The organism is Chromobacterium sp. FG89, from assembly GCF_057808735.1.
Window position 1 is genome coordinate 197,645 of the sequence record NZ_JBMDIQ010000003.1, and the last position, 24,999, is coordinate 222,643.

General features: G+C 63.9%; 29 protein-coding genes. 21 read left to right on the forward strand and 8 right to left on the reverse strand.

The window, feature by feature from the left end; all coding sequences use genetic code 11:
* Window positions 1–32: 32 nt before the first annotated feature.
* Window positions 33–1,247 (forward strand): HD-GYP domain-containing protein, encoded by a 1,215-nt coding sequence (locus ACODRW_RS04435; protein WP_107801266.1) that lies wholly within the window; start codon window positions 33–35, stop codon window positions 1,245–1,247.
* 28 nt (window positions 1,248–1,275) lie between these two features.
* Here the strand turns inward: ACODRW_RS04435 and ACODRW_RS04440 are convergent, their stop codons facing one another.
* Complete coding sequence (locus ACODRW_RS04440; RefSeq protein ID WP_227105810.1) at window positions 1,276–2,001, reverse strand: 16S rRNA (uracil(1498)-N(3))-methyltransferase; 726 nt, start codon at window positions 1,999–2,001, stop codon at window positions 1,276–1,278.
* Window positions 2,002–2,091: 90 nt separating this feature from the next.
* Between ACODRW_RS04440 and ACODRW_RS04445 the strand changes: the two genes are divergently transcribed.
* The gene (locus ACODRW_RS04445; protein ID WP_048408466.1) at window positions 2,092–2,883 is read left to right on the forward strand and encodes an inositol monophosphatase family protein; all 792 of its coding nucleotides are present in this window, start codon (window positions 2,092–2,094) and stop codon (window positions 2,881–2,883) included.
* 6 nt (window positions 2,884–2,889) lie between these two features.
* Here the strand turns inward: ACODRW_RS04445 and ACODRW_RS04450 are convergent, their stop codons facing one another.
* The 5 genes from ACODRW_RS04450 to ACODRW_RS04470 all read right to left on the reverse strand — a co-directional run bounded on the left by ACODRW_RS04450 (window position 2,890) and on the right by ACODRW_RS04470 (window position 7,726).
* Window positions 2,890–3,237 (reverse strand): DMT family protein, encoded by a 348-nt coding sequence (locus tag ACODRW_RS04450; protein WP_107801265.1) that lies wholly within the window; start codon window positions 3,235–3,237, stop codon window positions 2,890–2,892.
* Between the two features lie 9 nt (window positions 3,238–3,246).
* Window positions 3,247–3,438, reverse strand: a complete 192-nt coding sequence (locus ACODRW_RS04455; RefSeq protein ID WP_227105808.1) for a Lar family restriction alleviation protein — start codon at window positions 3,436–3,438, stop codon at window positions 3,247–3,249.
* Window positions 3,439–3,510: 72 nt separating this feature from the next.
* Window positions 3,511–4,845 (reverse strand): SGNH/GDSL hydrolase family protein, encoded by a 1,335-nt coding sequence (locus ACODRW_RS04460; RefSeq protein WP_488905248.1) that lies wholly within the window; start codon window positions 4,843–4,845, stop codon window positions 3,511–3,513.
* A gap of 261 nt (window positions 4,846–5,106) precedes the next feature.
* Entirely contained in the window at window positions 5,107–6,120 is a 1,014-nt protein-coding gene (locus tag ACODRW_RS04465) for a class I SAM-dependent rRNA methyltransferase (protein WP_107801262.1), read from the reverse strand.
* A 247-nt stretch (window positions 6,121–6,367) separates the two neighbouring features.
* Window positions 6,368–7,726 carry an SGNH/GDSL hydrolase family protein gene (locus ACODRW_RS04470; protein WP_488905249.1) on the reverse strand — a complete coding sequence of 453 codons (1,359 nt, stop codon included), beginning with the start codon at window positions 7,724–7,726 and terminating at the stop codon, window positions 6,368–6,370.
* 283 nt (window positions 7,727–8,009) lie between these two features.
* Here ACODRW_RS04470 and ACODRW_RS04475 point away from each other — a divergent pair, with 283 nt between their 5' ends.
* Both ACODRW_RS04475 and ACODRW_RS04480 read left to right on the forward strand, forming a co-directional pair.
* The gene (locus ACODRW_RS04475; protein WP_107801261.1) at window positions 8,010–8,885 is read left to right on the forward strand and encodes an HD domain-containing phosphohydrolase; all 876 of its coding nucleotides are present in this window, start codon (window positions 8,010–8,012) and stop codon (window positions 8,883–8,885) included.
* 324 nt (window positions 8,886–9,209) lie between these two features.
* A complete protein-coding gene (locus ACODRW_RS04480) occupies window positions 9,210–10,145 on the forward strand; it encodes an alpha/beta hydrolase (protein WP_235085665.1) in 936 nt (311 codons plus the stop codon).
* Window positions 10,146–10,291: 146 nt separating this feature from the next.
* Here the strand turns inward: ACODRW_RS04480 and ACODRW_RS04485 are convergent, their stop codons facing one another.
* Window positions 10,292–10,876, reverse strand: coding sequence for an SIS domain-containing protein (locus tag ACODRW_RS04485; protein ID WP_107801259.1), 585 nt, complete (start codon window positions 10,874–10,876; stop codon window positions 10,292–10,294).
* 61 nt (window positions 10,877–10,937) lie between these two features.
* Window positions 10,938–11,657, reverse strand: a complete 720-nt coding sequence (locus ACODRW_RS04490) for a S24 family peptidase (RefSeq protein WP_158274387.1) — start codon at window positions 11,655–11,657, stop codon at window positions 10,938–10,940.
* Between the two features lie 329 nt (window positions 11,658–11,986).
* On the opposite strand from ACODRW_RS04490, the gene ACODRW_RS04495 reads away from it, so the two are divergent.
* The 17 genes from ACODRW_RS04495 to ACODRW_RS04575 all read left to right on the forward strand — a co-directional run bounded on the left by ACODRW_RS04495 (window position 11,987) and on the right by ACODRW_RS04575 (window position 24,927).
* Window positions 11,987–12,400, forward strand: a complete 414-nt coding sequence (locus tag ACODRW_RS04495; RefSeq protein WP_048415913.1) for a Mor transcription activator family protein — start codon at window positions 11,987–11,989, stop codon at window positions 12,398–12,400.
* 150 nt (window positions 12,401–12,550) lie between these two features.
* Window positions 12,551–12,973 carry a M15 family metallopeptidase gene (locus ACODRW_RS04500; RefSeq protein ID WP_107801257.1) on the forward strand — a complete coding sequence of 141 codons (423 nt, stop codon included), beginning with the start codon at window positions 12,551–12,553 and terminating at the stop codon, window positions 12,971–12,973.
* Window positions 12,970–13,194: a hypothetical protein gene (locus ACODRW_RS04505; protein WP_227105798.1), complete on the forward strand. Its 225-nt coding sequence runs from the start codon at window positions 12,970–12,972 to the stop codon at window positions 13,192–13,194. Before ACODRW_RS04500 ends, ACODRW_RS04505 begins: the two co-directional genes overlap by 4 nt.
* A complete protein-coding gene (locus tag ACODRW_RS04510) occupies window positions 13,194–13,772 on the forward strand; it encodes a hypothetical protein (protein WP_488905250.1) in 579 nt (192 codons plus the stop codon). Before ACODRW_RS04505 ends, ACODRW_RS04510 begins: the two co-directional genes overlap by 1 nt.
* Window positions 13,769–13,966, forward strand: a complete 198-nt coding sequence (locus tag ACODRW_RS04515) for a TraR/DksA family transcriptional regulator (protein WP_043589247.1) — start codon at window positions 13,769–13,771, stop codon at window positions 13,964–13,966. Before ACODRW_RS04510 ends, ACODRW_RS04515 begins: the two co-directional genes overlap by 4 nt.
* Window positions 13,967–13,980: 14 nt before the next feature.
* Window positions 13,981–14,196, forward strand: a complete 216-nt coding sequence (locus ACODRW_RS04520; protein WP_019102036.1) for a hypothetical protein — start codon at window positions 13,981–13,983, stop codon at window positions 14,194–14,196.
* Window positions 14,197–14,277: 81 nt separating this feature from the next.
* Window positions 14,278–14,922: a phage tail protein gene (locus ACODRW_RS04525; protein WP_488905251.1), complete on the forward strand. Its 645-nt coding sequence runs from the start codon at window positions 14,278–14,280 to the stop codon at window positions 14,920–14,922.
* Window positions 14,923–15,038: 116 nt separating this feature from the next.
* Window positions 15,039–15,737 carry a DUF1834 family protein gene (locus ACODRW_RS04530; RefSeq protein WP_107801254.1) on the forward strand — a complete coding sequence of 233 codons (699 nt, stop codon included), beginning with the start codon at window positions 15,039–15,041 and terminating at the stop codon, window positions 15,735–15,737.
* Window positions 15,738–15,812: 75 nt separating this feature from the next.
* Window positions 15,813–17,234, forward strand: coding sequence for a phage tail sheath C-terminal domain-containing protein (locus ACODRW_RS04535; RefSeq protein ID WP_227105788.1), 1,422 nt, complete (start codon window positions 15,813–15,815; stop codon window positions 17,232–17,234).
* Between the two features lie 154 nt (window positions 17,235–17,388).
* Complete coding sequence (locus ACODRW_RS04540) at window positions 17,389–17,763, forward strand: hypothetical protein (protein ID WP_019104097.1); 375 nt, start codon at window positions 17,389–17,391, stop codon at window positions 17,761–17,763.
* A 236-nt stretch (window positions 17,764–17,999) separates the two neighbouring features.
* Window positions 18,000–19,862: a hypothetical protein gene (locus ACODRW_RS04545; RefSeq protein ID WP_488905252.1), complete on the forward strand. Its 1,863-nt coding sequence runs from the start codon at window positions 18,000–18,002 to the stop codon at window positions 19,860–19,862.
* The gene (locus ACODRW_RS04550; RefSeq protein WP_488905253.1) at window positions 19,862–21,169 is read left to right on the forward strand and encodes a DNA circularization protein; all 1,308 of its coding nucleotides are present in this window, start codon (window positions 19,862–19,864) and stop codon (window positions 21,167–21,169) included. Before ACODRW_RS04545 ends, ACODRW_RS04550 begins: the two co-directional genes overlap by 1 nt.
* Window positions 21,153–22,211 carry a phage baseplate assembly protein gene (locus ACODRW_RS04555; RefSeq protein WP_227105782.1) on the forward strand — a complete coding sequence of 353 codons (1,059 nt, stop codon included), beginning with the start codon at window positions 21,153–21,155 and terminating at the stop codon, window positions 22,209–22,211. Before ACODRW_RS04550 ends, ACODRW_RS04555 begins: the two co-directional genes overlap by 17 nt.
* Window positions 22,212–22,231: 20 nt before the next feature.
* Window positions 22,232–22,831 carry a phage baseplate assembly protein V gene (locus tag ACODRW_RS04560; RefSeq protein WP_107801250.1) on the forward strand — a complete coding sequence of 200 codons (600 nt, stop codon included), beginning with the start codon at window positions 22,232–22,234 and terminating at the stop codon, window positions 22,829–22,831.
* Window positions 22,832–22,937: 106 nt separating this feature from the next.
* On the forward strand, window positions 22,938–23,288 hold the full coding sequence (locus ACODRW_RS04565; RefSeq protein WP_107801249.1) for a phage GP46 family protein: 351 nt from the start codon (window positions 22,938–22,940) through the stop codon (window positions 23,286–23,288).
* Window positions 23,288–24,352, forward strand: coding sequence for a baseplate J/gp47 family protein (locus tag ACODRW_RS04570; protein WP_488905254.1), 1,065 nt, complete (start codon window positions 23,288–23,290; stop codon window positions 24,350–24,352). The genes ACODRW_RS04565 and ACODRW_RS04570 overlap by 1 nt, the downstream gene beginning before the upstream one ends.
* On the forward strand, window positions 24,349–24,927 hold the full coding sequence (locus tag ACODRW_RS04575; protein WP_235085684.1) for a YmfQ family protein: 579 nt from the start codon (window positions 24,349–24,351) through the stop codon (window positions 24,925–24,927). The genes ACODRW_RS04570 and ACODRW_RS04575 overlap by 4 nt, the downstream gene beginning before the upstream one ends.
* Window positions 24,928–24,999: the final 72 nt, after the last annotated feature.

Sequence of the window (24,999 nt, forward strand, 5' to 3'; positions counted from 1 at the left end):
GCACAGGCGCGCGGCGGGATAAAGAGCACAGAATGATCAAGTGCATAGAAGTGGCCGATCTCAAGGTGGGCATGTACATCCACGATCTGAACTGCGATTGGATGTCGCACCCCTTTTTGCTTAAGCGTTTTTTGATCAAGCACGAGGAAGAGATCCACAAGATCGCCGACTCCGGCATTCACGAGGTGTACATCGATACGCGCAAGGGCTTGGATCTGCCTTCCGCGCCGACCGCCACCGAGGTGAAGAAGCTGCTGGAGGAGCAGATCCGCGAGTTCGGCAGCAGCGAAACCATTTTGGAGCGGCAGGTGGAGGCCGGCGCCGAGTTCGGCCGCGCCCAGCTGATCCACAGCGAAGCCAACCAGATCATCCAGGGCATTCTCAAGGACGTGCGTCTGGGCAAGCAGGTGGAGCTGGAGATGGTGGAGCCCTCGGTGAGCAAGATGACCTCGTCCATCCTGCGCAACGGCGGCGCGCTGCTGTCGCTGTGCCGGATCAAGGACAAGGACAATTACACCTTCCAGCATTCGGTCAGCGTCGGCGCCTTGATGGTCAGCTTCTGCAACGCGATGGGGATGAGCAAGGAGGTGATTCATCACGCCGGCATCGGCGGCATGCTGCACGATATCGGCAAGATGAAGATTCCGGACCGCATCCTCAACAAGCCGGGCAAATTGACCGAGCAGGAGTTCTCGGTGATGAAGTGCCATGTGGTGGAGAGCAAGCAGATCCTGCTGCAAACCACCGGCATTTCCGAAACCGCGGTGCTGGTGGCGGCCCAGCACCATGAGCGCCACGACGGCAGCGGCTATCCGGCCGGGCTCAAGGGCGAGGAGATTTCACAACTGGGGCAGATGGCGGCCATCGTCGACGTCTACGACGCGCTGACCTCGGACCGCTGCTATCACAAGGGCATGGCGCCCACCGACGCCTTGCGCAAGATCTACGAGTGGTCGAAGTTCCACTTCAATCCGCAGCTGGTGCAGGCCTTTATGCGCAGCATAGGCATTTATCCTATCGGCACCCTGGTGCGGCTGGAGAGCGGCCGGCTGGGCGTGGTGGTGGAGCAGAACGAGAGCAATCTGATCTCGCCCAAGGTGAAGGTGTTTTTCAGCACCAAGAGCAATGTCTACATCCCCCCGGAGCTGGTGGACCTGTCGCGCGGCATGGGTTTCGGCGGCGGCGACCGCATCGTCAAACATGAGTCGCCGGACAAGTGGAAGATAGATCCGCTGCGTTTCCTATAGCGGGGCAGAGCGCCCCGCGCCGCTCGGGCTAGCGGTAATCCCCCCACACGGTCTGTATCGCCGCCACCGCGGCCAGCGCCGCGGTTTCGGTGCGCAGGATGCGCGGACCCAGTTTCAGCGGCGTCCAGCCGGCGCTTAGCGCCGCGGCTTCTTCGCGCGCGGAGTAACCGCCTTCCGGGCCGGCCATCAGCCAGGCGCGCGCCGGCGCGGCGGCGATGTCGGCCAGGCGCCGGGTGCCGGCCGGAGACAGAATCAGCCGCGCGTCGGCGTCCGGAGCCTGTTTCAGCCATTGCTCCAGCGACAGGATGGGCAATACTTGAGGAATGGCGTTGCGGCCGCTTTGTTCGCAGGCGGAAATCACGATCTCCTGCCAGCGGGCCACGCGCTTGTCGGCGCGCTCGCCGGACAACTTGACGATGGAGCGCTCCGCGGCGATGGGCTGGAACGCGGATATGCCCATTTCCACGCCTTTTTGCAGGGTGAACTCCATTTTGTCGCCGCCGGAAATGGCTTGGGCCAGGCCCAGCCAGATCGGCGTTTCACGTGAAACGTCGTCGAAGCCTTCGATGAGGCAATGCGCGTCGCGCTTCATCACCGCGTCCAGCGTGGCGGCGTACTCGCCGCCGCGGCCGTTGAACAAGGTGACGGCGTCGCCGGCGCCTAGCCGCAACACCTGGACATGGCGCACCACGGTGTCCGGCAGGGCCAGCGTTTGGCCGACGCTGAGGTCGGCGTCAATGTAAAACCTGGGCATGACGTATTGAAAGTCGCTGTTGATACCGGTATTTTGCTTTGTTTGCTGCGATTGCAGCAAATAGATTGCAGCGGCCTTGGGGGAAAACGAATGCAGGTGCTGGAACAGGTGATGCAGGTGCTCAGGGAAGTGGCGCGCGACGAGGTGATGCCGCGCTTTTTGCGAGTGGGCAAAAGCCGCAAGGACGACGGCACGCTGTTCACCGAGGCCGATATGGCTTGCCAGCAGGCTTTGCAGGCCGCCTTGCCCCGCATCCTGCCGCATCCGGTGCTGGGCGAGGAGATGGAATTGGCCGAGCAGGACCGGCTGTGGGCGGAAAATCAGGACGGTTTGTGGGTGGTGGACCCGATAGACGGCACCACTAACTTCGTCAACGGCCTGCCGTATTTCGCCATCTCAGTCGGCCTGATGGTGGGCGGCAAGAGCCGGCTGGGCGTGATCTACAACCCCGTGTCCCAGGAAATGTTCTACGCCAGCCGCGGCGAGGGCGCTTATCTGAACGGTCAGCGCCTGCCCCTGAAAACCGTGGTCAACACCATGTGCGACGCCATCGCCAGCGTGGAGGTCAAATACCTGCGCTCCGGCAAGCTGGCCGCGCGCATCGGCAGCACCTGCCCCTGCGGCAGCCTGCGCAATCTGGGTTCCAGCACGCTGGATTGGTGTTATCTGGCGGCCGGCCGCTACGATCTTTATCTTCATGGCGGCCAGCGGCTGTGGGATTACGCCGCCGGCGCGGTGATCCTGGAAGAAGCCGGCGGCCAGATCGCCAGCCTCAACAGCGACGATTACTGGAGCGATGTGATCTGGAAGCGTTCCGCCATCGCCGCGCTCAATCCGGAGTTGTTCTCCCAATGGCATCGCTGGGTGCGTGCCAACCAGTAGCCGGCTTCAGCCGCGGAACATGAAGTAGACCGCGCCCACCAGACACAGCCCGGCCCAGACATAGTCCCAGCGGAAGGGCTGGTTCATATAGAACACCGCGAACGGTATGAACACCGACAGCGATATCACTTCCTGAATGATCTTCAGCTGCGACAGCGTCATCGCGCCGTAGCCGACGCGGTTGGCCGGCACCTGCAGCAAATACTCGAACAAGGCGATGCCCCAGCTGGCCAGCGCGGCCAGCCACCAGGGCTTGGAAGACATGTCCTTCAGGTGGGCGTACCAGGCGAAGGTCATGAACACATTGGACAACACCAGCAGCAGCGGCGTCAGCAGATAGGGCGAGAGATTCATGGTGCGCGCTCAGCGGCCGGCGTTCCAGTTGGCGACGGCTTCTTTCTTGTTGTCGGCCTGGGCGCCGATGGCGCTGCAATTGCCGTTGTCCGGATAGCGGCTGCATTGCACCCAGAAGCGGCGGGAGCCGGCCTTGACCAGCAAGGCGGGCGCGCCGCATTTGGGGCAGGGTCTGAGGACGGTTTGCGGTGTCTGGCTCATGGCGGAAAGTCCGGCTGAAACCGGCATCTTACCCCAAGCCGCCGCGTGATGGCGGCGGCTTGGGGTCAGTGCTTAGCGGCGCGCCTTCAGCGCCGCCGCGGCGGAGACCGCCGGATCCGCGGCCTTGACGAAGTTGGCTACGTAGCCGCCCAACAGCTTATGCGTGTGGGTGGTGGGGTGCAGCACGTCCCAGAACACGAAGGCGTCTGGATTGCCGCATTCCGCGCGCGGCTTCTGCTCCCAGATATAGGGCAGGCTGGCGTTGCCGGCGATGTCCAGGCAGGACTGGGTGGCGTTGCTGACCTGGTACTTGGCCGGATGGTCGAGCAGGTCGTCGAACAAGGTGTTGCTGTCGAACAGATTCAGCTTCAGCGTGCTGCCGTACTTCTGCTGCAATTGCGTGATCAGCAGCGCCAGCTTGGCGTTGTAGTCGCGCACTTGCGGCGCCAGCGCGGCGGCCTTGCCGCTGGCCTGGGCCGCCGGGGTGCGGGCCAGATTGGGCAGGTTAAGCACCACGATATGACGCGCGCCGGCGGCGATGATGCGTTCCAGCGCCTTGCCCTGATCGCTTATCACCTGGTCCACGGTGCGACCGTAGTTGAGCAAGTCGTTGCCGCCTATCAGCATGGTGAACAGGGTGTTTTCCGGCCGGTAATTGGCGGCTTTCTGCATGTATTGCGACCATGATTCCACCTGCTGCAGCAAGCCCGGCACCACCAGGTGCTGATCGCCGGCGGAGCCGCCTATCGCCCAGTTGTAGATCGGCAGCTTCAGCTGCTCGGCCAGATATTCCACCCAGACCCGGTCGTTGCTGAAGCGGCCGATGAACCAGCTCTTGGCGTTGGGCAGCCGCCATTGCGAGGCGCCGTACATGTTCTGAGTGTCGGACAGGCTGTCGCCGAACACGATCAGCTTGTTGACGCCGGCCGGCTGGCTGGCGCTGTCCTGGCTCCAGATGGTGTGGTTGTAGGACATCTGGTTGTTGGCGGCGGCGTACAGCGCCACCGGGCGGTTGAGGCCCTTGGCCGCCAGCGTCTTCTGGCAGACGGCGGCCAGGGTGTCCTGGGCCACGTCGCTGTAGAACATATTCTTCAGCGCGACGATGCTGCCGGACCACCAGTAGCCGTTGACGCGGTAGTAATCGCCGCTGCTGGGGTCCAGCGCCCAGTGGTAATTGGTTTGCGGCTTGCCGGGGCTCATGTCCAGCCGGTAATAGCAGCGCAGATAGGTGTAGGTGGCGGCTCCCATCGCCACGGCCGGTTTGGCCGCCGCGGCCTTGACCTGGGCTTCGCTGAGCGGGCCGCCCGGGGACAGATAGTCCAGTTGCGGGTCCAGCTGGGCGTGAACCTGGCTGGCGGCGAACAGGCCGGCCGCGGCCAGCAGGCCGCGTAGCAGTTGAGGTTTCATAGAGACTTTCCCGATACGTGATTTGAGTCAAGCTGTCTGTTGTATGCCGTCTAGCGCGGCTGTAGCGGCGTGATGCCGTACCGGGATCTTTAAGTATTTACAGGTGAAAATAAACGGTAATTTTAAATCATCCGTAAAAATGCCATATGGTTCAAACGGTGTGGTTTTTCATGCAAAAACGCCCGCGCAAGGCGGGCGTTTAGCCAGATTGGATCTGGTTGCGGCAACTGGGGCGTAGCCTCAAGCCGTCAAGAGCACAGATCAGACGCTGAGCGCGACAATCTTCAAGGGATGTTTGCCGTCCGGGCTGGGGAAGTCCGCGTCCGGGCTTATCCATTCCGCCGCGCGCACTTCGCGGCCGGCCTTGGCCGCGCTGCGCTGGAGCGCTTCCAGCCAGGCGTCGCCGTCCACTTGCGCGACGTTGTTGCAGCAGATCAGCGTGCCGCCGGGCGCGGTGGCCAGCAGTGCCGGCTTGAACAGCGCCTGGTAGTCGTTGATCAGGTCCACCACGCCGAAGGGGCTCTTGGAGTAGCGCGGCGGGTCCAGGAACACCAGGTCGAACTGGCGCGCTTCCAGTTTGGGGAAGGGCGGCATTTTCTTGCCGCGCACGCGTTCCGGCTGGCCGATGCCGGACAGCTGGCGGAGGGCGGCGAACACATCGCTCTGCACGCAGCGCGGGCGGGTGGCCAGCAGATTGAGCTTGGCGTTGGCGCGGCCGATGCTGAGGCTGGATTCGGCGAAGTCGACGTTCATCACGAAGCTGGCGCCGGCCTTGGCCGCGGCCACGCCGACGCCGCAAGTGTAGGCGAACAGATTGAGCACGCTCTTGCCGGCCGCCAGCTGCATCACATGGCGGCGCGCGGCGCGCAGGTCCAGGAACAGCCACGGGTCCTGGCCCTTGTGGCGCGCGCGGTAGTGGTAGTTGACGCCCAGCTCGCGAATGGTGTGGTCGGCTTCGGCCTCGGCCTGCTGTTCCAGGCTCAGCGCGTTACCGATGCGCGAATTGCCGGCGCTGCGGTCGTTGTACATCAGCGGCAGGCCGGGGTGGCTGGCCTGGTAATGGGCGCGGATCTCCGCCAGCTCGTCGTCGCTCAGCGGCTGGTGAAAGCTTTGTGCCAGCAGTTGCTCGCCGTAGCGGTCCACGGTCAGGCCGGGCATGCCTTCCACGCTGCCGTGAAACAGGCGGTAACAATTGGTGTCTTCGGCTTGCAGCCGGGCGATCAGTTCTGCGCGCGCCGCTTCGGCGCTGTGCAGCAATGGGGTCAGGGAGGACATCGGGGGCCTTCGCTTGCGGTTCCGGGCCGGCTCGCTGCGCGGAGGCGGGCGCGCCGGAAAATCCTTCATTGTATGCTTTGCCGCAGCCGCGCTCAAATGCGCGTCGGGAAAACCCTTTGCAAAACAATAGGCCAGGGGCGGGCCAAGCGCATCCGCGTGTCGCCCAAAGGCCCGGCAAAGCCGGGCCTCGTCCTCTCCGCGCGGGCTCAGGCCGCCTGTGGCGGCCTGTTGGAGAACGCGCGGCGGCTCAGCGGCGGGCCAGGGCGGCGGAGCCGTTCAGGAAGGCGTACACCTCGTCCGCCAGCACTTTATGCGTGCGGGTGGTGGGGTGCAGGGTGTCCCAGAACACGAAGCTGTCCGGATTGACGCAGTTGGCGCGCGGGCTCTGCGAACTCAGATAGTTGGTGCTGGAGTCCGCGTTGATGTTGAGGCAGGACTGGGTGGTGTTGTTGAACTGGTAGGCGGAGGGGTTGTTCAGCACCTTGTTGAACAGCGCGTAGCTGTCGAACACGCGCAGATTCAGGCCGCTGCCGTACTTGAGGCGCAGCTGGTCGGCCAGGGCGTTCAGACGCTGGTTGTAGTCGCGCACCTGGACGGCCACCTGGGCCGCGCCGGATTTGAACTGGAACACCGGCGCCCGCGACACGTCGGGCAGATTGAGCACCAGGATGTTGCGCGCGCCGGCGTCGATCAGGCTGGCCAGCGCCTGGCTCTGGCCGCTGATCACCTTGTCCACCGAGTTGTTGTAGTTCACGAAATCGTTGCCGCCGATCAGCATGGTGAACAAGGTGGTGGCCGGATCGTAGTCGCGGGCCTGCTTCATGTAATCCTTCCATGACTGCACCTGCTGCTGCACGCCGGGAATCACCAGTTTTTGCGTGTCCACGCCGGCGCCGCCTATCGCCCAGTTGTACACCGGCAGCTGCAGGCGGCCGGCCAGGTATTCCACCCACACCTGGCCATTGCTGAAGTGGCCTAGGAACCAGCTGTTGCGGTTGGGCAGCGTCCACATCGAGGCGTTGTAGACGTTCTGGTTGTCGGACAGGCTGTCGCCGAAGGCGACGATCTTGTTGACGGCGGCGCCCTGGCCGGCCTTGCCGTTGGTCCACACGGTGTAGTTGAAGGACAGCTGGTTGTCGGCGGCGAACACCATCGCCGGGTTCTGCTGAATGCCCTTTTTCTGCAAGGTGTTGCGGCAGACCGATTGCAGCGTGCTCTGCGTCACGTCGGTGTAATACATGTTTTTCCAGTCCAGCGCGCTGCTGGACCACCAGTAGCCGTTCAAGCGGTAGTAATCGCCGCTGCTAGGGTCCAGCCCCCACACGTAGTCGGTGGTGGGCTTGGCGGCGTCGCTGCCGGTGCGGTAATAGCAGCGCAAATAGGTGTAGGTGGCCGGGCCGGGCACCGACATCAGCTCGATATTGGCGTCGCCGCGCGCGGCGCGGCTCATCGGCGCCGGCGGAGCCGTCTTCAGCAGCTGTTCGCGGCTGAGCGGGCCGGACGAGGACAGCACATGGCTGTAGCGCGGATCGGGTTGAATCGGTTCGGCGGCGGCGGCATGGGCCAAGGGGCCCAGGGCAAGGCCCAGCAATAGCAGCGATTTCATTGTTGTCTCCTCGTGTGGAACGCCGTCAGACGACGGCGAAAACGCATGGACCGGCGCCGCGGGCGGCGCGCAATCCGCGTGCCGCCTAGGCTAGCCAAGAAAAATGAAAATTTCATGCAAATGGAATGATTGCTCTATTTCCGGGCGTTTGACTGTCGTATTGCTGCCAGCGCAGCAAAGCCGCATTGATATGCCATATTGAAATCATTCGGCCTGAGTCGCCGCCGGAGCGCTTGCAGATATCGCTCTCGCGGCCGGGCCTCATCGGCATGCGGGGATAGAGATGCGACAAGCGCGGGAGCTGCTGAAAACGCTGTATACGATGGCGATGATGGTGGAGGCGCGCGACGCTTACACCGGCGGGCATTTATGGCGGGTGTCGCGGCTGTGCTACGCCTTGGCCGATCATCTGGGCCTGCCGCAGTCCGAGGTGGAACGCATCGCGCTGGGCGGCTTCCTGCACGATCTGGGCAAGGTGGGCGTGCCGGACGCGGTGCTGAACAAGCCGGACAAGCTCAGCGACGCCGAATACGAGGTGATCAAGACCCATCCGCAGGTGGGCGCGGATTTGTTGAGCGATCATCCCTTGGCGGAACTGGCGCTGGACGCGGTGCTGCGCCATCACGAAACGCCGGACGGCCGCGGCTATCCGCAGGGGCTGAGGGACAAGGAGATACCGCTGGCGGCGCGCATCGTCGGCATCGCGGACGCCTTCGACGCGATGACCAGCACCCGGCCGTACCGGCAGGGCATGCCCAAGGAGCGCGCCTTGGCCATCATCCGGGAGAACCTGGGCAGCCAGTTCGACCGCGAACTGGGCGAGCGCTTCATCCAGCTGGGTGAGGCCGGCCGTTTCGATCACATCATCGGCCACAGCGAACCGGGCATTCCCTTGCAAAGCTGCCAGGGCTGCGGCCCCATCATCGCCGTGCCGCGCGGCACGGCCGACGGCGAGGAAATTTTCTGTCCCAGCTGCGCCGGCGGCTATAGGCTGACGCGGCGCGGGCCGAACCTGGAGCTGGCGCCGTCCGGCCGCTCCAATCCGGCGCAGGCGCGGCAACCGCGCGCCGACCCGGGGCTGATAGACGATTTGCTCTTGGGCGCCGAGCAGTTGTTGCAAACGCGCAAACCCAGCCTGCTGGAACGGCTGTTTGGCTGAGCGCCTAAAGAGCCTGTTCAAAATCTCGCGAGCAAGGGCGAGGCCAGGCGAAAACAGCCGAGGAAGCGGAATGGGCTCGTGCTGCATGAGCATTTCGAAGGTGTGCTCACCGTGTAACGCGTCCACGACGCGCAGCAGGCTTTGAACAAGTTCTAAGGGGGCGGGCATGCCAGGCGCGCGCGGCGGGCTTGCGCTGTAATACCAATGGTATAAGCTGGCTAAATCCGTAGACGGAATAGTCTGCCAGCGCGTTTCGCGTCCGGCTTCCCCTCTTCCCGCTTGCGCCCGAGCGCCGTCCTTCACGCTGGGCCGATAGGAGCTCGCATGCATCAGCTCGATCCCGCTCTGGCCGTCTGGCTGGAGGAATACAACCGCGAACTGGCCGAACTGGTGGCCAAAGGCTATAAGGCGACGTCGATCGGCGCGCGCGAAGCGCTGGCCAATCTGACCCGGCAGATGGTGACGCCGGGGCCGGACATCGCCTGGGTCAACGACGATCTGGTGCCGGGCCGCGACTTCACCGTGCCGGTGCGCATCTACCACCCGGACCCGAAGCGCGCGCTGCCGGTGCTGGCGTTTTTCCACGGCGGCGGACACATGGTGGGCAGCGTCAGCGTTTACGACCCGATCTGCCGGCGCCTGGCCGCCGCCAGCCAGCACGTGGTGGTGGCCGCCGACTACCGGCTGGCGCCGGAAAGCCCGTATCCGGCGGGCCTGCAGGACGCCGCTGTCGTGGCCAAGGGCTTGTGGCAGGCGCTGGACGCGCGCCAGCTGCCCTATGTGCGTCAGCTGTCGCTGGCCGGAGATTCCGCCGGCGGCGCGCTGACCTCCAGCCTCAGCGGCCTGGGCCAGTACGACGCCTCCTTGCGGATCAAGCGTCAGGTGCTGATCTATCCCAGCGTCGACTACACTTTGAGCCAGCCCTCGGTGGACGAGAACGGCGAGGGCTATTTGCTGACCAAGGCGCGGGTGGCCTGGTATTTCGACAATTACTTCCAGCATGCCGAAAACCGGCTGCAGGCTTCGCCGCTGCATGGCGGCTTCAGCCGCAAACTGCCGCCGACCCTGCTGGTGTCGGCCGGTTTCGATCCGCTGCGCGACGAAGCGTTTCTTTACGCGGACAAGCTGCGCGCGGCGGAGGTGGAGGCGGAGCACATGCACCTGGACGGCATGGTGCACGCCTTTCTCAATCTGGAGGCCATCGTGCCGGAGGCATGCCGAGCGGTGTATCAGCGCATCGGCGCCTTCCTCAACCGCTAGCGCCGCGCAGCCGGAAAGCAAAACCGCCGCCGGGTTGACCGGGCGGCGGTTTTTTACGCGGCGCCGTCATGCCGTTGTACTGACAGGCGTCGCATAGGGCGCGGCGCGCGTCTTCCGCACAATGGCAAGCGTGACGAAAGGGAAACTCAATAGTTTTCCGGGCAGAAGTGGCGTTCCACCAATTCAATCAGGATGTGCAGCACCTTGATGTGCAGTTCTTGCACCCGGTCCGCGAACTGACCGCCCGGCGTGTTGACGTAGACGTCGGCCAGCGGCTCTAGCCGCGTGCCGGCGCGGCCGGTGAGGATGATGACCTTGACGCCCATGTCGCGGGCCACCTCCGCGGCGTTGACGATGGTCTGGCTGTTGCCGCTGGTGCTGATGCCGATCAGCACGTCGCCGGCGCGGGCGTGGCTTTCCAGATAGCGCGAAAACACGAACTCGTAGCCGTAGTCGTTGGCCACGCAAGTCATGTGGCTGGGGTCGGAAATGGCGACCGCGGCCATGCCGCGGCGGTTCTTGCGATAGCGGCCGGTCAGTTCCTCGGCGAAATGCATGGCGTCGCACATCGAACCGCCATTGCCGCAGGAAAAGACGCGTCCGCCGGCCGTCAGGCTGGCGATCAGGGTTTGCGCCGCCGCGTCGATGCTGGCCAGCGCTTCCGGGTTGGCCAGCAGATTGGCCAAGGCGGTTTGCGCCTCGCTCAGGCTGGCTTCGATGTGTTGAATCATGGTGGTGTCTCGTTTCATGCGGTGCGGCAAAACAGCAGTTTACACCCGCGTCGGGTCCGGGTCAGCCGATCTGGCGGCCAAACCAGACCACGCGGCCGATGACCTCGAACTCGCCGGTATTGCGTTGCAGGTCCACGGTGAAGGTCTCGTACAAGGGATTGGCGCTGCGCACCTGCACCGCGCCGCCGGGCAAACGCTGCAACTGCTTGACGAAGATGTCCTCGCCCATGCGGATTACGTACAAGCCCTCGCCGGGGGAGTGCTCGGCGGTGTTGACCAGGATGGTGTCGCGATCCTCCAGCACGCCGCTCATGCTGTCGCCCTTGACGCTGATCACCGCCAAGTCCCGGGCGGAGGCGTTCAGATGGTTCTTGATCCAGTATTTGCGGAAGGCCATATAGAACATCGGCGCCTCTTCACTGGCATTGGAACCAAAGCCGGCCGAAGCCTTCAGGTTATAGCGCGGGATGAAACAGAACTCATCATGGACGTTGTCGGGTACAAAACAGTCCGAATCGCGTTCTAGTCTAATCGAGGCGCCTACCGGTGGCGCCGCGTCGTACTGCGGGCCGCTGCCGTGCAATAGCCATTCCAGCCTGCAACCGCTGGCCTCCGCGATCTTGCTGGCGGTGGCCGCGCGCGGCACGCCGCCGTGATACCACATATTGGTGAACGAGCCTTTGTTGATTCCAATGCGAGTGGCCCAGGCGTAGGGCTTCTCCGCGCCTATCAACGACTCCAGTCGCTGCTTGAAGTCACTCTGTTCCAAGTTTTTTTCCATATAGAACTCCATTTGGCGTGCGAGGCCGGCGCCACGGCCCGGTCAAATGCCCTGTACAAAAGGACAGGTAGTGACATCGTACTAATTGATCAGTTTTATGTTTTGAACTAAAATAGCACTCATGCACCTGGGTAAAGTTCAAAACAAATATGCCCCCAGCCATCCCCCCGCAGAAGAAGATGCTGCCGAGGCCGATTTCAATAGAATTCATGGGCTTGCCAGCGTTTAGAACACGAGTTCTAAATGCGAACGGCGTACATGGCCTTGATTAATTATAACTTATTTAGAACTTATCGTCTTTGTTCCGTGCTCACAAGGAGATTTCCGCGATGACCGTAGCCAATATTGCCCCGGCCCTGCCCGAAACCATGCGCCTGGTGGCTGAGCTGATCGGGCTGCCGCGCACCTTGCAACTGGTGCAGGCGCTGGGCGGCACCACCTTGCCCATCTCCAAAAACCAAAGCAAGGCGGGCCAGCTGCGCTTCGCCGCGTTGGTGGAGGTGATAGGGGAGGACGCCGCGGCCAGTCTGACCCATCATTTTGGCGGCGATATCCTGTACGTGCCGCGTTGCAGCCAAGCCTTGCGTCTGGCGCGCAATCAGCAGCTGTTGAGCGACTTCGATCAGCTGCTGGACCAAGGCCTGGGCGCCAACGAGGCGGTCAGCGTGCTGGCCATCCGCTTCCAACTGAGCGACCGCATGGTGTGGCGCGTGCTGAAAACGCCCAGTCAAGATCTGCATTAAGGCGGTACGCCGCTTCTCCTCTCTTCCGATTTCTCCTGTTTGTTTCCAGCCGGTTCCGCCTCTGCCTGGCAGGGCAGCGCGCGCGCCGCGCAAGGCGGCCGGCTTGCGGCCGGCCGATGAGCCACGTTTCGCCAACAACAAGGAGTTTTCATGGCCAGCAGAGCTATTTCCGACCTGCATCCGCAGTTGCAACCCCTGGCCGAGGCCTTTGTGCGGCGCTGCCGCGACGCCGGCGTGGAGGCTTTGATCACCTGCACCTGGCGCTCCGGCGCGGAACAGGACGCCTTGTACGCGCAGGGCCGCAGCCGGCCCGGTCTCAAGGTCACCAACGCCCGCGCGGGCCAGTCCGCGCACAACGCCATGTTGCACGGCAGTCCGGCCGCGCGGGCCTTCGACGTGGTGCCGCTGATCGGCGGCAAGCCGGTCTGGGACGCCCACCATCCGCACTGGCAGCTGATGGGCGAGATCGGCGCCGCGCTAGGCCTGAATTGGTATGGCCGACCGGACGCGCCGTTCCGCGAGTTTCCCCACTTTGAGTTGAATCCGACCGACCTCGACAAGGAGAAAAAATGATGCGTCTGTCCGACTTGCTGACCCGGCCCGGCGGCCGCCGGCTGAGCCATTCCCGGCTGTGGGCGAACATCGCCTGCGCGGCGGCCACGCTCTTGTTCGTGGTGGAAGGGCTGCGCGGCACCCTGGGCGCGGATATCTGGCTGATTTATCTCGGCATCGTCGGCGGCTACTCCGCCGGTTTGCGGCTGATCGCCGCCTGGCGCGATCGAGGCGGGCGCTGATGGGACCAGGCTTCGCATGGCTGAAATTGGGGGGCTGGCTGCTGCCGCCCTTGCTGGCGGCGGGCCTGGCCTACCCGCTGGGGCTGCGTCACGGCGCGGAGAACTGGCGCGCGCGCTTGGCCGAACAGCGGGCGGCGGATCAAGGCCGCCAGGCCGCGGAAGCGGAGCGCGCTCAATTGCAACTGCAGGAGGCCTTGCAGCAGCAGCAACGTCTGCGCGAACTGCTGGGCAGGCAGGAGGCGCGCTTGTTGAGTCAGCAACAGGATCTGCAGCAGCGGCTGCGAGACCAGAAACAAAGGATCGAATATGTCGTGCAACAGGATGGCGGCCGCTATGGCGGCCTTGGCCCTGACAGCCTGCGCCTCTACTGGCAAGTCCTCGGCTACTCCGCCGCCGCAGTGCCCGCAACCGACTCCGTATCTATTGCAAATCCCCATCAAGCCGCCTCCGCCGGCGCCGGGCTACCGGCAGCAGACCTCCTGGCCCACGCCGCCGATTACGGCGCCTGGTGCCAGCAGCTGGAACAAAGGCTGACGGCGCTCGGCGGGCTGTTTACTTCCGAAGGACCACAACCATGAGCGACTTTTTCGATCGGGCCAGCGAGCTGGAAACCGAGTTCCGCGAGCAAGCGATTGCCCGCCATTACCAGCAGTTCGACCAGACAGGCTACAGCCACTGCGAGGATTGCGGCGACCCCATTCCGTCCGCGCGACGGGCGATCATGCCCAGCTGCACCCGCTGCGTGATTTGCCAACAACTGGCCGAAGGCTGAAAGGCGGGTTTCACGTGGAACATGACAATCTGATGGCCCTGGGCCGCATAGAAGGCAAGCTGGACATGATCGTGGCCCACCTCGCCAAACAAGACAAAAAACTGGAAGAGCTGGACAGCCGCCTGCGCGACGTCGAAGTCCAGGCCGCGCGCAGCGGCGCCTTGTCCGGCGCGGTGTCCGCGCTGGCGGTGACGCTGCTGGGCGAGTTCCTCAAGCGCTTGATCCACTGAGCGGCGGCACGCCGTTTCATCCGCCCGCCTCCGGCGCGGCGTCGAATTTCCCCCTTCTCAAACCTAGTGAAAGGAATCCAGATGTCGCAAACGACGATCTGTATCAAGCCGCAGCTGCAGTTCAATTTAATTGGCCATGAAGACGCTGCAATGGCTGCGGATGGCAAGGGCGCGCAGTTCCTGATGAACGCGACTTGTTGCGGCCAAGAGGCAGGCAAGGGGCAAGGCGTGCCCAGCGGCGCTGTCATGCATTTTGCCGCGGAGAAAGCCCCGGAAGGCTGGTTGAAGGCAGATGGCAAGGCCTATGCCAAAAGCGCGTATCCCGCCTTGTTCAGCGTGATCGGCGACAGCTTCCGCGATGCGAAGAACAGCGACGAAGCCATGTTCAATGTCCCTGACCTGCGCGGCGAATTCATCCGTGGCTGGGACGACGGCCGCGGCGTGGACCCGGTGCGCAAGAACGGCAGCGCGCAGAAGGGCACGCTGGTCGCCGCCAACGAGTATTTCAGCGACAACGAGCTGTACAACATCAGCACCAATGTCGGCACCGGTCAGGCTGCAGCCGGCACCGCGGCCTTCGGCGCGGACGTTCCGGATTTGGCCGGCTACCCCGGTTTGGAAATGCACTACGTGACCGGCGTCAAGGGCGCGCTGAGCAACTACCTCAGTTCGGTCGGCGCCGCCCGTCCTCGCAACCTCGCCCTGCTGGCCTGCATCAAGGCCTGATCCACCTCGGCCGCGCCCGCGGCAGCAAGCCCCCACTGACATCGCTCAGCTAAGCCCAAAACCGCGGGCGCGAGACAATAGCCGTATCGATAAACCGCTGAATCATTGAGGAAATCATGTCCCAGCTGATCCAACTGCAAGACGCCATCGCCGACCGCCTGCGCCAAGGCCTGGGCCGCATGGTGCGCGAAGTGGCGGCCGATCTGGACGAAACCGGCCTCTGCGGGCTGGATCTGGCGCAAGGCCGTTACCAAAGCCGGCTGACGCCGGCGGCGGGCAGCCCGGGTCTGAATCCGCAGGCGTTGGCGCGCTTGCCGGCGTTGTGGACCGTGGCCGGCGGCGTTATCGCCTGCCAGCCTTCGGCCAGCCAACGCCAGCGCTACAAGGCGCAGGCCCGCTTCACCGTCATCGTCGGCGACCGCCTGCAGGCGGATCGGGGCTACGCCGGCGCCGGCGTCTGGCAGCTGGTTTACGCGGTGCGTCGCTTGCTGGCGGCCCAGGATTTCGGCCTGGCGGTGTCGCCGCTGATTCCCGAGCAAGTGCGACCGCTGGCTCAGGCGCAGCGGGACGGCGAGCCTTGGAGCCTGGTGGCTTGCGATTTCGCCACCCACTGGCTGGACGAGGCGCTGGACAACGGCCACTGGCCGTCGCCGCAAGGCGAGACGGATCCGGACCAGCTGTTCGCCCGCTTCGGCGGCAGGCTGGAAGGCCCCGCCGCCGAATGGCGCAGCACCCGGCTGGACTACAGCCTGGACGGCAAAACGGCCGTCAAGGCCCAGGATGTCGTGCTGCAGCCCAAGCCGCCCGCCGTTTGATTTTTCGCAGTATCCCGCCGCGCTGTCCGGCGCGGCGACTTTCCCCCAACCGCATCAATCAGGAGCCCATACTTTATGGCCAGCCCCAACATCAGCTTCGACCAGATTCCGGCGTCCATCCGCAAGCCGGGCAAATACTTCGAGTTCAACACCAAGCTGGCGGTGCGCACCCTGCCGGGCAATCCGCAGCGCGTGCTGGTGATCGGCCAGCGTTTCGCCGACTCCGCTCAGCCGGCTCTGGCCGCGCTGGACGTGTTCAGCGACGAGCAGGCCGCCCAGGCTTTCGGCCGCGGCTCCTACGCCCATCTGTTGGCCCGCGCCGCCATCAACGCCAACCCCTATCTGCAACTCAGCGTGATCGCGGTTGACGACGCGGACAGCGCCGCCGCCGCCGTCGGCACCTTCACCTTCACCGGCCCGGCCACCGGCGCCGGTGTGGCCAGCCTGTTCATCGGCGGCCGCCGCATCGACGTGGCCGTGGCCGCAGGCGACGACGCCGCCAAGATCGCCGCCGCCGCCAAGGCCGCCGTCGACAAGCTGGCGGATCTGCCGGTGACCGCCGCCGCCGCCAAGGAAGTGCTGACCCTGACCGCTCGCCACAAAGGCGCGGCCGGCAACGCCGTCGCCTTGAAAGCGCAGGAACAGATCGCCGGCCTCGGCATCACCGTGGGCGCGATGAAGGGCGGCGCCGCCGATCCGGACATCGCTCCGGCGCTGGCGGCCGTGGTCAGCGGCGGCCACCACATCGTGGTCAACCCCTTCAACAACGACACCGCCTTCACCGCGCTGCGCACCCATCTGGACTTCGTATCCGGTCCGATGGAGCAACGCGGCGCCATCGGCGTGGTCGGCGCCGTCGGCGCGCTGTCGGAAGTCAGCGCCGTCGCGTCCAAACTGGCCAGCGGCCGCGTCAGCGCCGCCTGGTATCGCGGCTCCGCCAAGTTGCCGGGTGAACTGGCCGCCGCTTACGCCGCGGTGATCGCCAGCGAGGAAGATCCGGCCCGTCCGCTCAACACCCTGGAGCTCAAAGGCCTGGATGTGGTGGAACTGGCCGCCCGCACCAGCCGCACCGAGCAGGAAAACGCCCTCTACAACGGCGTGACCCCGCTGGAAGTGGGCCCGGGCGAACGCGTGCAGATCGTGCGCTCCATCAGCACCTACACCAAGGACGCGCAGGGCGTGGACGACGTGTCGCTGCTGGATCTGACCACCATCCGCACCCTGGACTACGTGCGCCGCGCCTGCCGCGAGCGCGTGGCGCTGCGCTTCCCGCGCGAAAAACTGTCCGATCGCACCCCGTCCAAGGTCCGCTCCGAGCTGCTGGACGTGCTCTACAAGCTGGAAGAACTGGAAATCATCGAGGCGGTGGAGGCCAACAAGGACGGCCTGATCGTTGAGCGCGACGCGCAAGACGTGAACCGTCTGGACGCCAAGATCCCGGTGGACGTGGTCAACGGTCTGCACGTGTTCGCCGGCCGTATCGATCTGCTGCTGTAAGCGGCGCTGGGTAAACACGCGGGGTGCCGCGGCGCGCCGTCTTGCTCCCGCAGGTTTACCCGGGCGGACCTAGTTTTCCCCCGTTAACGCTTGATCCGGCGGCCCGCCGTCAAACCGGCCGGGCCGCCCACATGAAACCGAAAAGGACATTCACATGGCTTTGAAAGAATACGCAGGTTCGATCGTACTGGAAGTCAACGGCCAGGAAATCGACGTCATCGATCTGAACGTCAGCAGCAAGACCGGCCGCAAGCTGGTGAAAACCATGAACAGCAGCGGCCGCGCCCGCGGCTTCGCGCGTGGCATCTCGGAATATGAGCTGTCCGTCACCGTCTCCATCCCGCTGTCCGGCGAGCTGGACTGGGAAGCGATCGAAGGCGCCAAGCTCACCGAATTCCCGGTGGCGCCGGGCGGCAAGCGCACCAGCTACCTGGACTGCTTCACGCTGGAAGTGGGCGAGAAATACGGCGTGGAAAGCGAAGCGCGCCGCGATATCAAGCTGCTGTCGCTGCGTAAAGTTCAGGAGTGAGATCAAGCTTATTTAATCGGCTGATTAAATAATGAACGGCTGGATGTGGAGCGTTGGTTAACAGGAAGCATCTGGCCGTCTTCTCATATATTCCCGCCTTGTCGCCTCAGAAAATCATATGAGCGAATACGCAGTTTTAAGCTGCGGTAAAACATCAGTGCATTTTGACAGGTATAGAGTCTTATCTGATGAGTAGTTGATTTCACGGGGCGGTGAAGTATTGACCTGGAGCAGTTATGCTTAAATTAAGCCCGGAGCAGTTGAAGAAGCTAGAAGAAATGGCCGCCAGGAAAAGAGGGAATTATGCGGATATTTACTCTTTTCTGAAGGGTGCGGTTGCAGAAAAGATGAAGCAAGAAGCGCATCAAAGCGCAGTGCTGCCGCATGAAAAAGCCAAGGCAATCAAGCGTTCGCAGGAGCTGGATGGGCTGTATCTATGGCTGTCCGTGGCGGAGTCGACCAATGGCGGGACTGGCGATGTTTATGACTCTTTTCTCCGTGCATCAACCAAGAATTTAATGAAGAAGCATGGGAAAAAGCCATATTCCGATGCGATTTACAATCAGGCCTCAAATAAGCTTGCCAAAGAAATGATCCCCCAGATCCTCAAGGATCAGGGGATGGATATCAAAAAAATAGTGCAAGCGGACGCCAAAAATTTTACTGAGGCTTTTGACTTGCCGGAGGGCAGCTGGCCTGGAACCGCTTTCGATACCTTTGCTTTGGGCGGAGACCATGTATCCCTGCCCAAGGATGGCAAGATCGGCCTTACCGACACATTGTTGAATGCAGCCGAAAGCTCGATGGATGTGGTTGGCAGCAAAGTCAGCGAAATAACCGACCCACTCGAAAATAAAATAACAGGATCGCTCGCGGACACGGGGCTGGGACTGTACGAAAAACTATTTGGCGACAAGAAAAAACAGGAGCCTGCACGGCCGAAAAAACAAGCGCCTAAAAAACTTCCCAGCCCAGCCAAGACTCTTGAGGACCTGCCCGAAGGGCAGAAGAAAATCAAGCTGGAGCAATTAAGAAAGAAGGTGGCCAGCAAGCAGGCGATTCCCGATGCCGCGACATTGGCGGCATCAATTTTGGGGAAAGAGGCGGTGCCGGGCGCATTGGCAAAATTAATTCCCAAGCTTCCCGACATGATGCCTGGTGCGGCAATGGCCTTGAGCGCGACAAACGATGTTATCGCGTTTGGCGACCATGTCATTAATGGCCGATTCCATGAGGCAATGACCGAGGGTCTTGGAGTTGCGGCTTCAATGAGTGTCGGGGGTAAAGCTGGAAAACTGGTGAAAGGCGCTGCTGCGCAACGCGCGGCGGAAGCCATTGTGGGCAAGGCTGCGGGGGATAGTGTCAAATTGTTCGCCCAAGGCATGACCGGCGGAGATTATGTTAATAAGTGGGGACCTCCTCGCACGCTGCCTAATGATGTCGATTTGAAAAAAACCTTAGTGGATAAAAACGGCCAAGCCTATTCCGCGGTGGATGTCGATGGCACGGGAGTATTCTCTTGGTTTGCGCATAATGATCGTAGCGATCTGATGGGCGCGAGATATACGGAAGTGATGACTGGAGAGAAAATAGCCGAGCTGAACAGAAATTATATTAAGTCCGTTGAAAAAGAATATGCGGCAAGGGCAAAGCAGGAAAAGCAGGAACAGCGAAAGGCTGTCAATTTGACTCCAAAAACCAGCGCGCAGACCACGCCTAAAGAGGCTGCGAAAAAAACGGCGACGGATAAGCCGCGTACCACGCCCAAAAATGCGCAGCCCGCGCAAAAGCCAACCAAGAAAACGGCGGCTGCGGCAGGCATGGCGCAGCCTGGGGCAGAGGATGCCCTGTCTACTCCTGTCGCGATGGCCGCATTGGCTTCGGCATCTCCGGCGCTCTCCAATACCGGCATGCTCGACAGTCCAAGCGCTAATGCTTCAAACGAGCAGTTGCTGATGGTCATGTCGCAGATCCAGGCCAGCTTGAGCCAGTTGGTCAGTCATCTAGCGCAGCCCACCAATATCACCGTCGACGTCCAAAACGGCAATATCGTCGCCGCCGTCAACGCCGCCAATAGCCAACAACAAAGGAGAAGCTGATGTTCAATCTCAGTCTGTTTGCCGGTTCCGCCGCCGGCGCGCTGGTGGACGCCAGTTTCCGCGGGGTGCGCTTTGAATGCCTGCGCAGCGTGGACAGCGCCCAGCGCGACCAGGCGATGCACGAATACCCCTATCTGGACGGCGCCGACGTAGAAGACCTGGGCCGCAAGGCGCGCAAGGTTTCGCTCAGCGTCTTCTTCTGGGGCCGCGATTATCAGCAGCGGCTGCGCGACTTCGTCGCCGCGCTGGACCAGGCCGGTCCGGGCGAGTTGATTCACCCGGTATTCGGCAGCATGCCCAAGGCGCAATTGCTGGATTACCAGATCAGTCACGAGGCCGACGCGCCGGATTCCTGCACCGTGGAAGTGAACTGGGTGGAGGCCACGCCGGGCAATCCCTTTTTCGCCAGCCAGCAGCCCTTGCAGCAGGTGGAGGCCATCAGCGCTTTGGCGGCCAAGGCGCGCAGCCTGGGCGGCGAGGCCTTCGCCAAGGCTCAGGGCCTGCTGCAAAACGCCAATACCGCGCTGACCCGGCTGGGCGCGCTGCGCGTGCGCTTGAGCGATACCGTGCGGCAGCTTGCCGGCATGGCGCAGCAAGGCATTGCCCAGGTGGTGGACTTGCTGGCCTATCCGCAAGCCTTCATCGGCCAGGTGACGTCCTTGGTGGACGAGGTCGCCAACTGGCGTTTTGGCGTCAAGCTGGAAATCTGGCCGGGCCTGAAGTGGGAGGCGGAAGCCAAGCTGCCGCAGGCCACTCTGGCCGATTGGAACGCGATGAAGGACAGGCTCAACGGCGTGTCCAAGAAAATCGGTCGCGCGTCGGACAGCTTGAGCCAGGCCGGCAAGGCGCTGGAGGTCTGGACCGAGGACGAGATCCGCATCGACGCCTTGCTCAAGCTGACCGTGTCCACCTCGATGGCGAACGCCGCCGCCGATCTGTTCCGCTCGGAAGCCGCGCAGCCGACATTGACGCCGCCGGCGCTGGAGCAAGTGGCCGGCGACGTGCGCGCCACCTTGCAGCAGACCATAGAGCAATGGCGCAAGGCGCTGCCGGGCGAGGACGCGCGCCAGGTGATTGAAAGCCTGCGCGATCTGGGCCTGCAGGTGCAGCGCAGCTCCGCCGGCCTGGTGGCCGCCAAGCCGCCCTTGATTACCCGCAAGGTGGAGTCCGCCGCCAATCTGCGTCAGCTGGCCCACCTGTGGTACGGCGACAGCGGCCGCGCCGCCGAACTGCTGCGCCTGAATCCGCAGCTGGCGCATCCCAACCATCTGCAAGCAGGAGAGCTGATCCATGGTTACGCCCGCTAAAAGCGCCTCGGCCAAGAACGAAGTCAGCCTGGAGATCGCCGGCAAGGCTCATCGTTACTGGACCCAGTACAGCATCGACTCCGATCTGACCGTGGCCGCCGACGCCTGGCAGGTGTCGCTGGGCCTGCCCGGCGGCGAGGTGCCGCCGGCGGTGGAGCCGGGCGCCGAGGTCAAGGTGCTGGTGGGCGCGGACGTGGTGCTGCAGGGGAGGGTGGACGACATCAGTCACAGCATAGGCGCCGGCAGCCACCAGCTGACGCTGTCGGGCCGGGATCTGGCCGGCATGTTGCTGGACTGCAGCGCGCCGTTGCTCACCGGCAAGGGCATGACGCTGAGCGACGTGCTGGAGAACGTGATCAAGCCGCTGGGCGTCAGCCGGGTGCGCGTGGACGGCAAGGCCAAGGGCCAGATCGAGAAAATCAGCGTGGACCCGGGCAACAGCGCCTGGGACGTGCTCACCCGCGCCGCCGCGGCCAACGGCCTGGCCGCCTGGTTCGATCCGGACGGCACCCTGGTGGTGGGCGGACCGGACTACAGCGCGCCGGCCAAGGCCAAGCTGATCCTGCGCCGCGACGGCAAGGGCAACAATGTGCTCAGCCTGGCGGAAACCCGTTCCCACGCGCCGCGTTACTCGCAGCTGACCCTGCTGGGCCAGGGCCATCGTCAAGCCTTGACCCCGGGCAGACACGATCTCAAGCACCAGTCCGCGGACCCGGATGTTCGTTATCACAAACCGCGCATCGTGGTGGAGCCGGACGCCGCCAACCCGGCGGAACTGGCGGCGCGCGCGGACAAGATGCTGGCCGACGCGCGGCTGGCCGGCTACACCCTTAGCGCCACCGTGGCCGGACATCGCAACAGCGCCGGCGAACTGTGGACCCCCGGCCAGCGCATCCAGGTGGAAAGCGAGCCGCACGGCATCAAGGGCGGCACTTATTTCCTGATGGCGCGCACCTTCAGCGGCGGGCGCGGGCAGGGCAGCACTACCCGGCTGACGTTGAAAGAGGACGGCCGCTGGCTGCCGGTCATGCGCAAACGCTGAGACAAAGAAAGGTTGAAACGATGTGGAATGACGTAGACCAGAGAATTCGCCGCGCCTTCAGCAATGTGCGGCAGGGCTTTCGCGCGGTGCTGACCCGGGTGGACAGCGCCGGCGACGTGCAAACCGTGCAGGCCGACGCCTTGGCCGGCGAGCAATTGCAGGACGCCGAGCTGTTCCAGCATTACGGCTACAGCGCCAATCCGCCGCCGGGCAGCATGGCGGTGGTGCTGCCCTTGGGCGGGCGCAGCAGCCACGGCGTGGTGATCGCCACCGAGCACGGCAACTACCGGTTGAAGCAGCTCAAACCCGGCGAAGTGGCGCTGTACAGCGACGAAGGCAGCAAGATCGTGCTTAAACGCGGCCGCTTGATCGAGGTGGAGTGCGACACTTTCAGCCTGCGCTGCAAGAACTGGCAGGTCAACGCCAGCGAGCAGGCCAGCTTTACCACGCCCACGCTCAGCACCAGCGCGCAGCTGGTGGCGCAAGGTCAGATCAAAGGCAATGGCGGCATGGCCATTCAGGGCGGCGTCACCGTCAGCGGCGACGTGGTGGCCGGCGGCAAGAGCCTGGTGGGCCACCAGCATAACGGCGTGCACGGTACGACCAGTCCACCGTTGTAAAACACGATTTTCACCAAGCGTGCTGTTGATATCGCTTGTTTGAATGTTCGCCGGCACTGACCCGCGTCCCTTATCCCCAACCCCTGCAAACCCGGAAAATAACGCCATGGACCCTCTATTGGACCCCATCACCGGCGATTACGCCGGCGGCACCACCGACACCCTGGCCAATGCCGTCTACCTGAGGCTGATGACCCCGCTGGGCGGCTGGTGGGCCGATCCCGAACTCGGCTCCCGCCTGCATCTATTGTCTCGCAGCAAGGACAGCAACCAGATCGACCTGCTGGCCTGCCAATACGCCGAACAAGCCTTGCAACCCTTGTTGCGCGACGGACGCGCCCGCCGCGTCGGCGTAGAGGCGCAACGCCCCGGCAGCGGCCGTTTGCTGCTGTTGGTCGAAGTGGAAGAGGCCGGCGGCCAGACCCGACATTTCCAACACCATGTGAGGATAGCCTGATGCCTTTGTCCACCCCGGATTTTGAAACCATACGTGGCGCGCTGCTGCGCGATCTGCAAAACCTGCGCGCCGACGCCGACGTCGGTCCCGACAGCGACTTTTACGTGCGCGCCAGCTCGGTCGCCAGCGCGGTGGAAGGCTTGTACCAGCATCAAAGCTGGATCGCCCGCCAGATCTTCCCGGACAGCGCCGACCGCGACTATCTGGAACAGCACGCCCGGGTGCGCGGTCTCAGCCGCAAGCCGCCGGTGGCGGCCAAAGGCCTGTTGCAACTGAGCGGCAATCCCGGCGCCGGCTTCGCCGCCGGTCTGAAAGTGCGCTTGGGCGAACAGCTCTACACCACTCAGGCCGGCGGCCAGCTGGATGTGGACGGCCAGGCCCGCGCGGTGGTGGCCGCCGATCTGCCCGGTCTGGCCGGCAATGTGCCGGCCGGCACGGTGGCGGAACTGATGGCCGCGCCCAGCGGCCTGGCCAGCCGCGTCAGCTTCGCCAGCATGGACGGCGGCGTGGACGAAGAGGACGACGCCGCCTTGTTGGCGCGGCTGCTGGAGCTCATCCGTCGCCCGCCGGCCGGCGGCAACCGCCACGATTATCGACGCTGGGCGCTGGAAGTGCCGGGCGTGTCCGCCGCCTACGTCTACCCGTTGCGCCGCGGCCTCGGCACCGTGGACGTGGTGATCACCGCCCAGGACAGCCTGCCCTCGGCCGACACCCTGGCCGCGGTGCAAGCCCATATCGAAGACCTGCGCCCGGTCACCGCCAAGAACTGCCTGGTGTTGGCGCCCACGCCGCGTCCGGTGGACATCGAGGTGGCGCTGACGGTGGACGGCACCACCGTGCAAGCCGTCACCGAGCCGCTGCGTCAGGTGCTGGCCGCTCATTTCTCCAGCCTGGCCCCCGGCAGCAAGCTGTACAAGAGCCGGCTGGAAGCCTTGATCTCCGACCTGCCCGGCGTGGTGGACCGTCAATTGCTGTCGCCCGCCGACAATATCGCGCCGGCGGTGAATGAGAAAACAGTGGAATGGCTGCGCCTGGGCAAACTCACGGTGAGGGGGATGCAATGAGTCCGCAAACCCCGCATAGCGAACTGCTGACGCGCTTGCTGCCGCCGGTCAGCTACAGTTCGGACGGACCGCGGCTGCAAGCCGAGCTGGGCAGCGAAGGCGCGGCGCTGGACCGGGTGCAGAACGGTGCCCGGCAGCTGGTGGGCGCCACCACGCCGCTGCTGGCCGAAGGCCTGTTGCCGGATTGGGAGCGCGTCTGCGGCCTGACCCCGCCGACGGACGCGCCCTACCAGCAGCGCCAGCAGGCGGTGCTGGCCAAGCTGGCGGAAACCGGCGGTCTGTCCATTCCCTACTTCACCCGGCTGGCGTCAGGCATGGGCTACCGCATCGCCATCAGCGAGCCGCAGCCGTTCCGCGCCGGTCTCAACCGCGCCGGCCAGCAGCTGTGGACGGCGGACATCCCTTGGGTGTGGCAAGTCACCGTGTTCGGCGCCAAGACCCGGCCGTACTTCTTCCGCGCCGGCCAGTCGCTGGCCGGAGAACGCCTGACCACCTTCGGCGATCCGCGACTGGAAGATCTGTTCAAGGATCTGAAGCCGGCCCACACCTACGTCTACTTCGCCTACCAGCCTTAAACCGCGCCTCACGCGGACCTTCCCGTCCTTTCTCCCTTCCCCTCACAGCCCCGTCCTCAGTGGGCGGGAGTC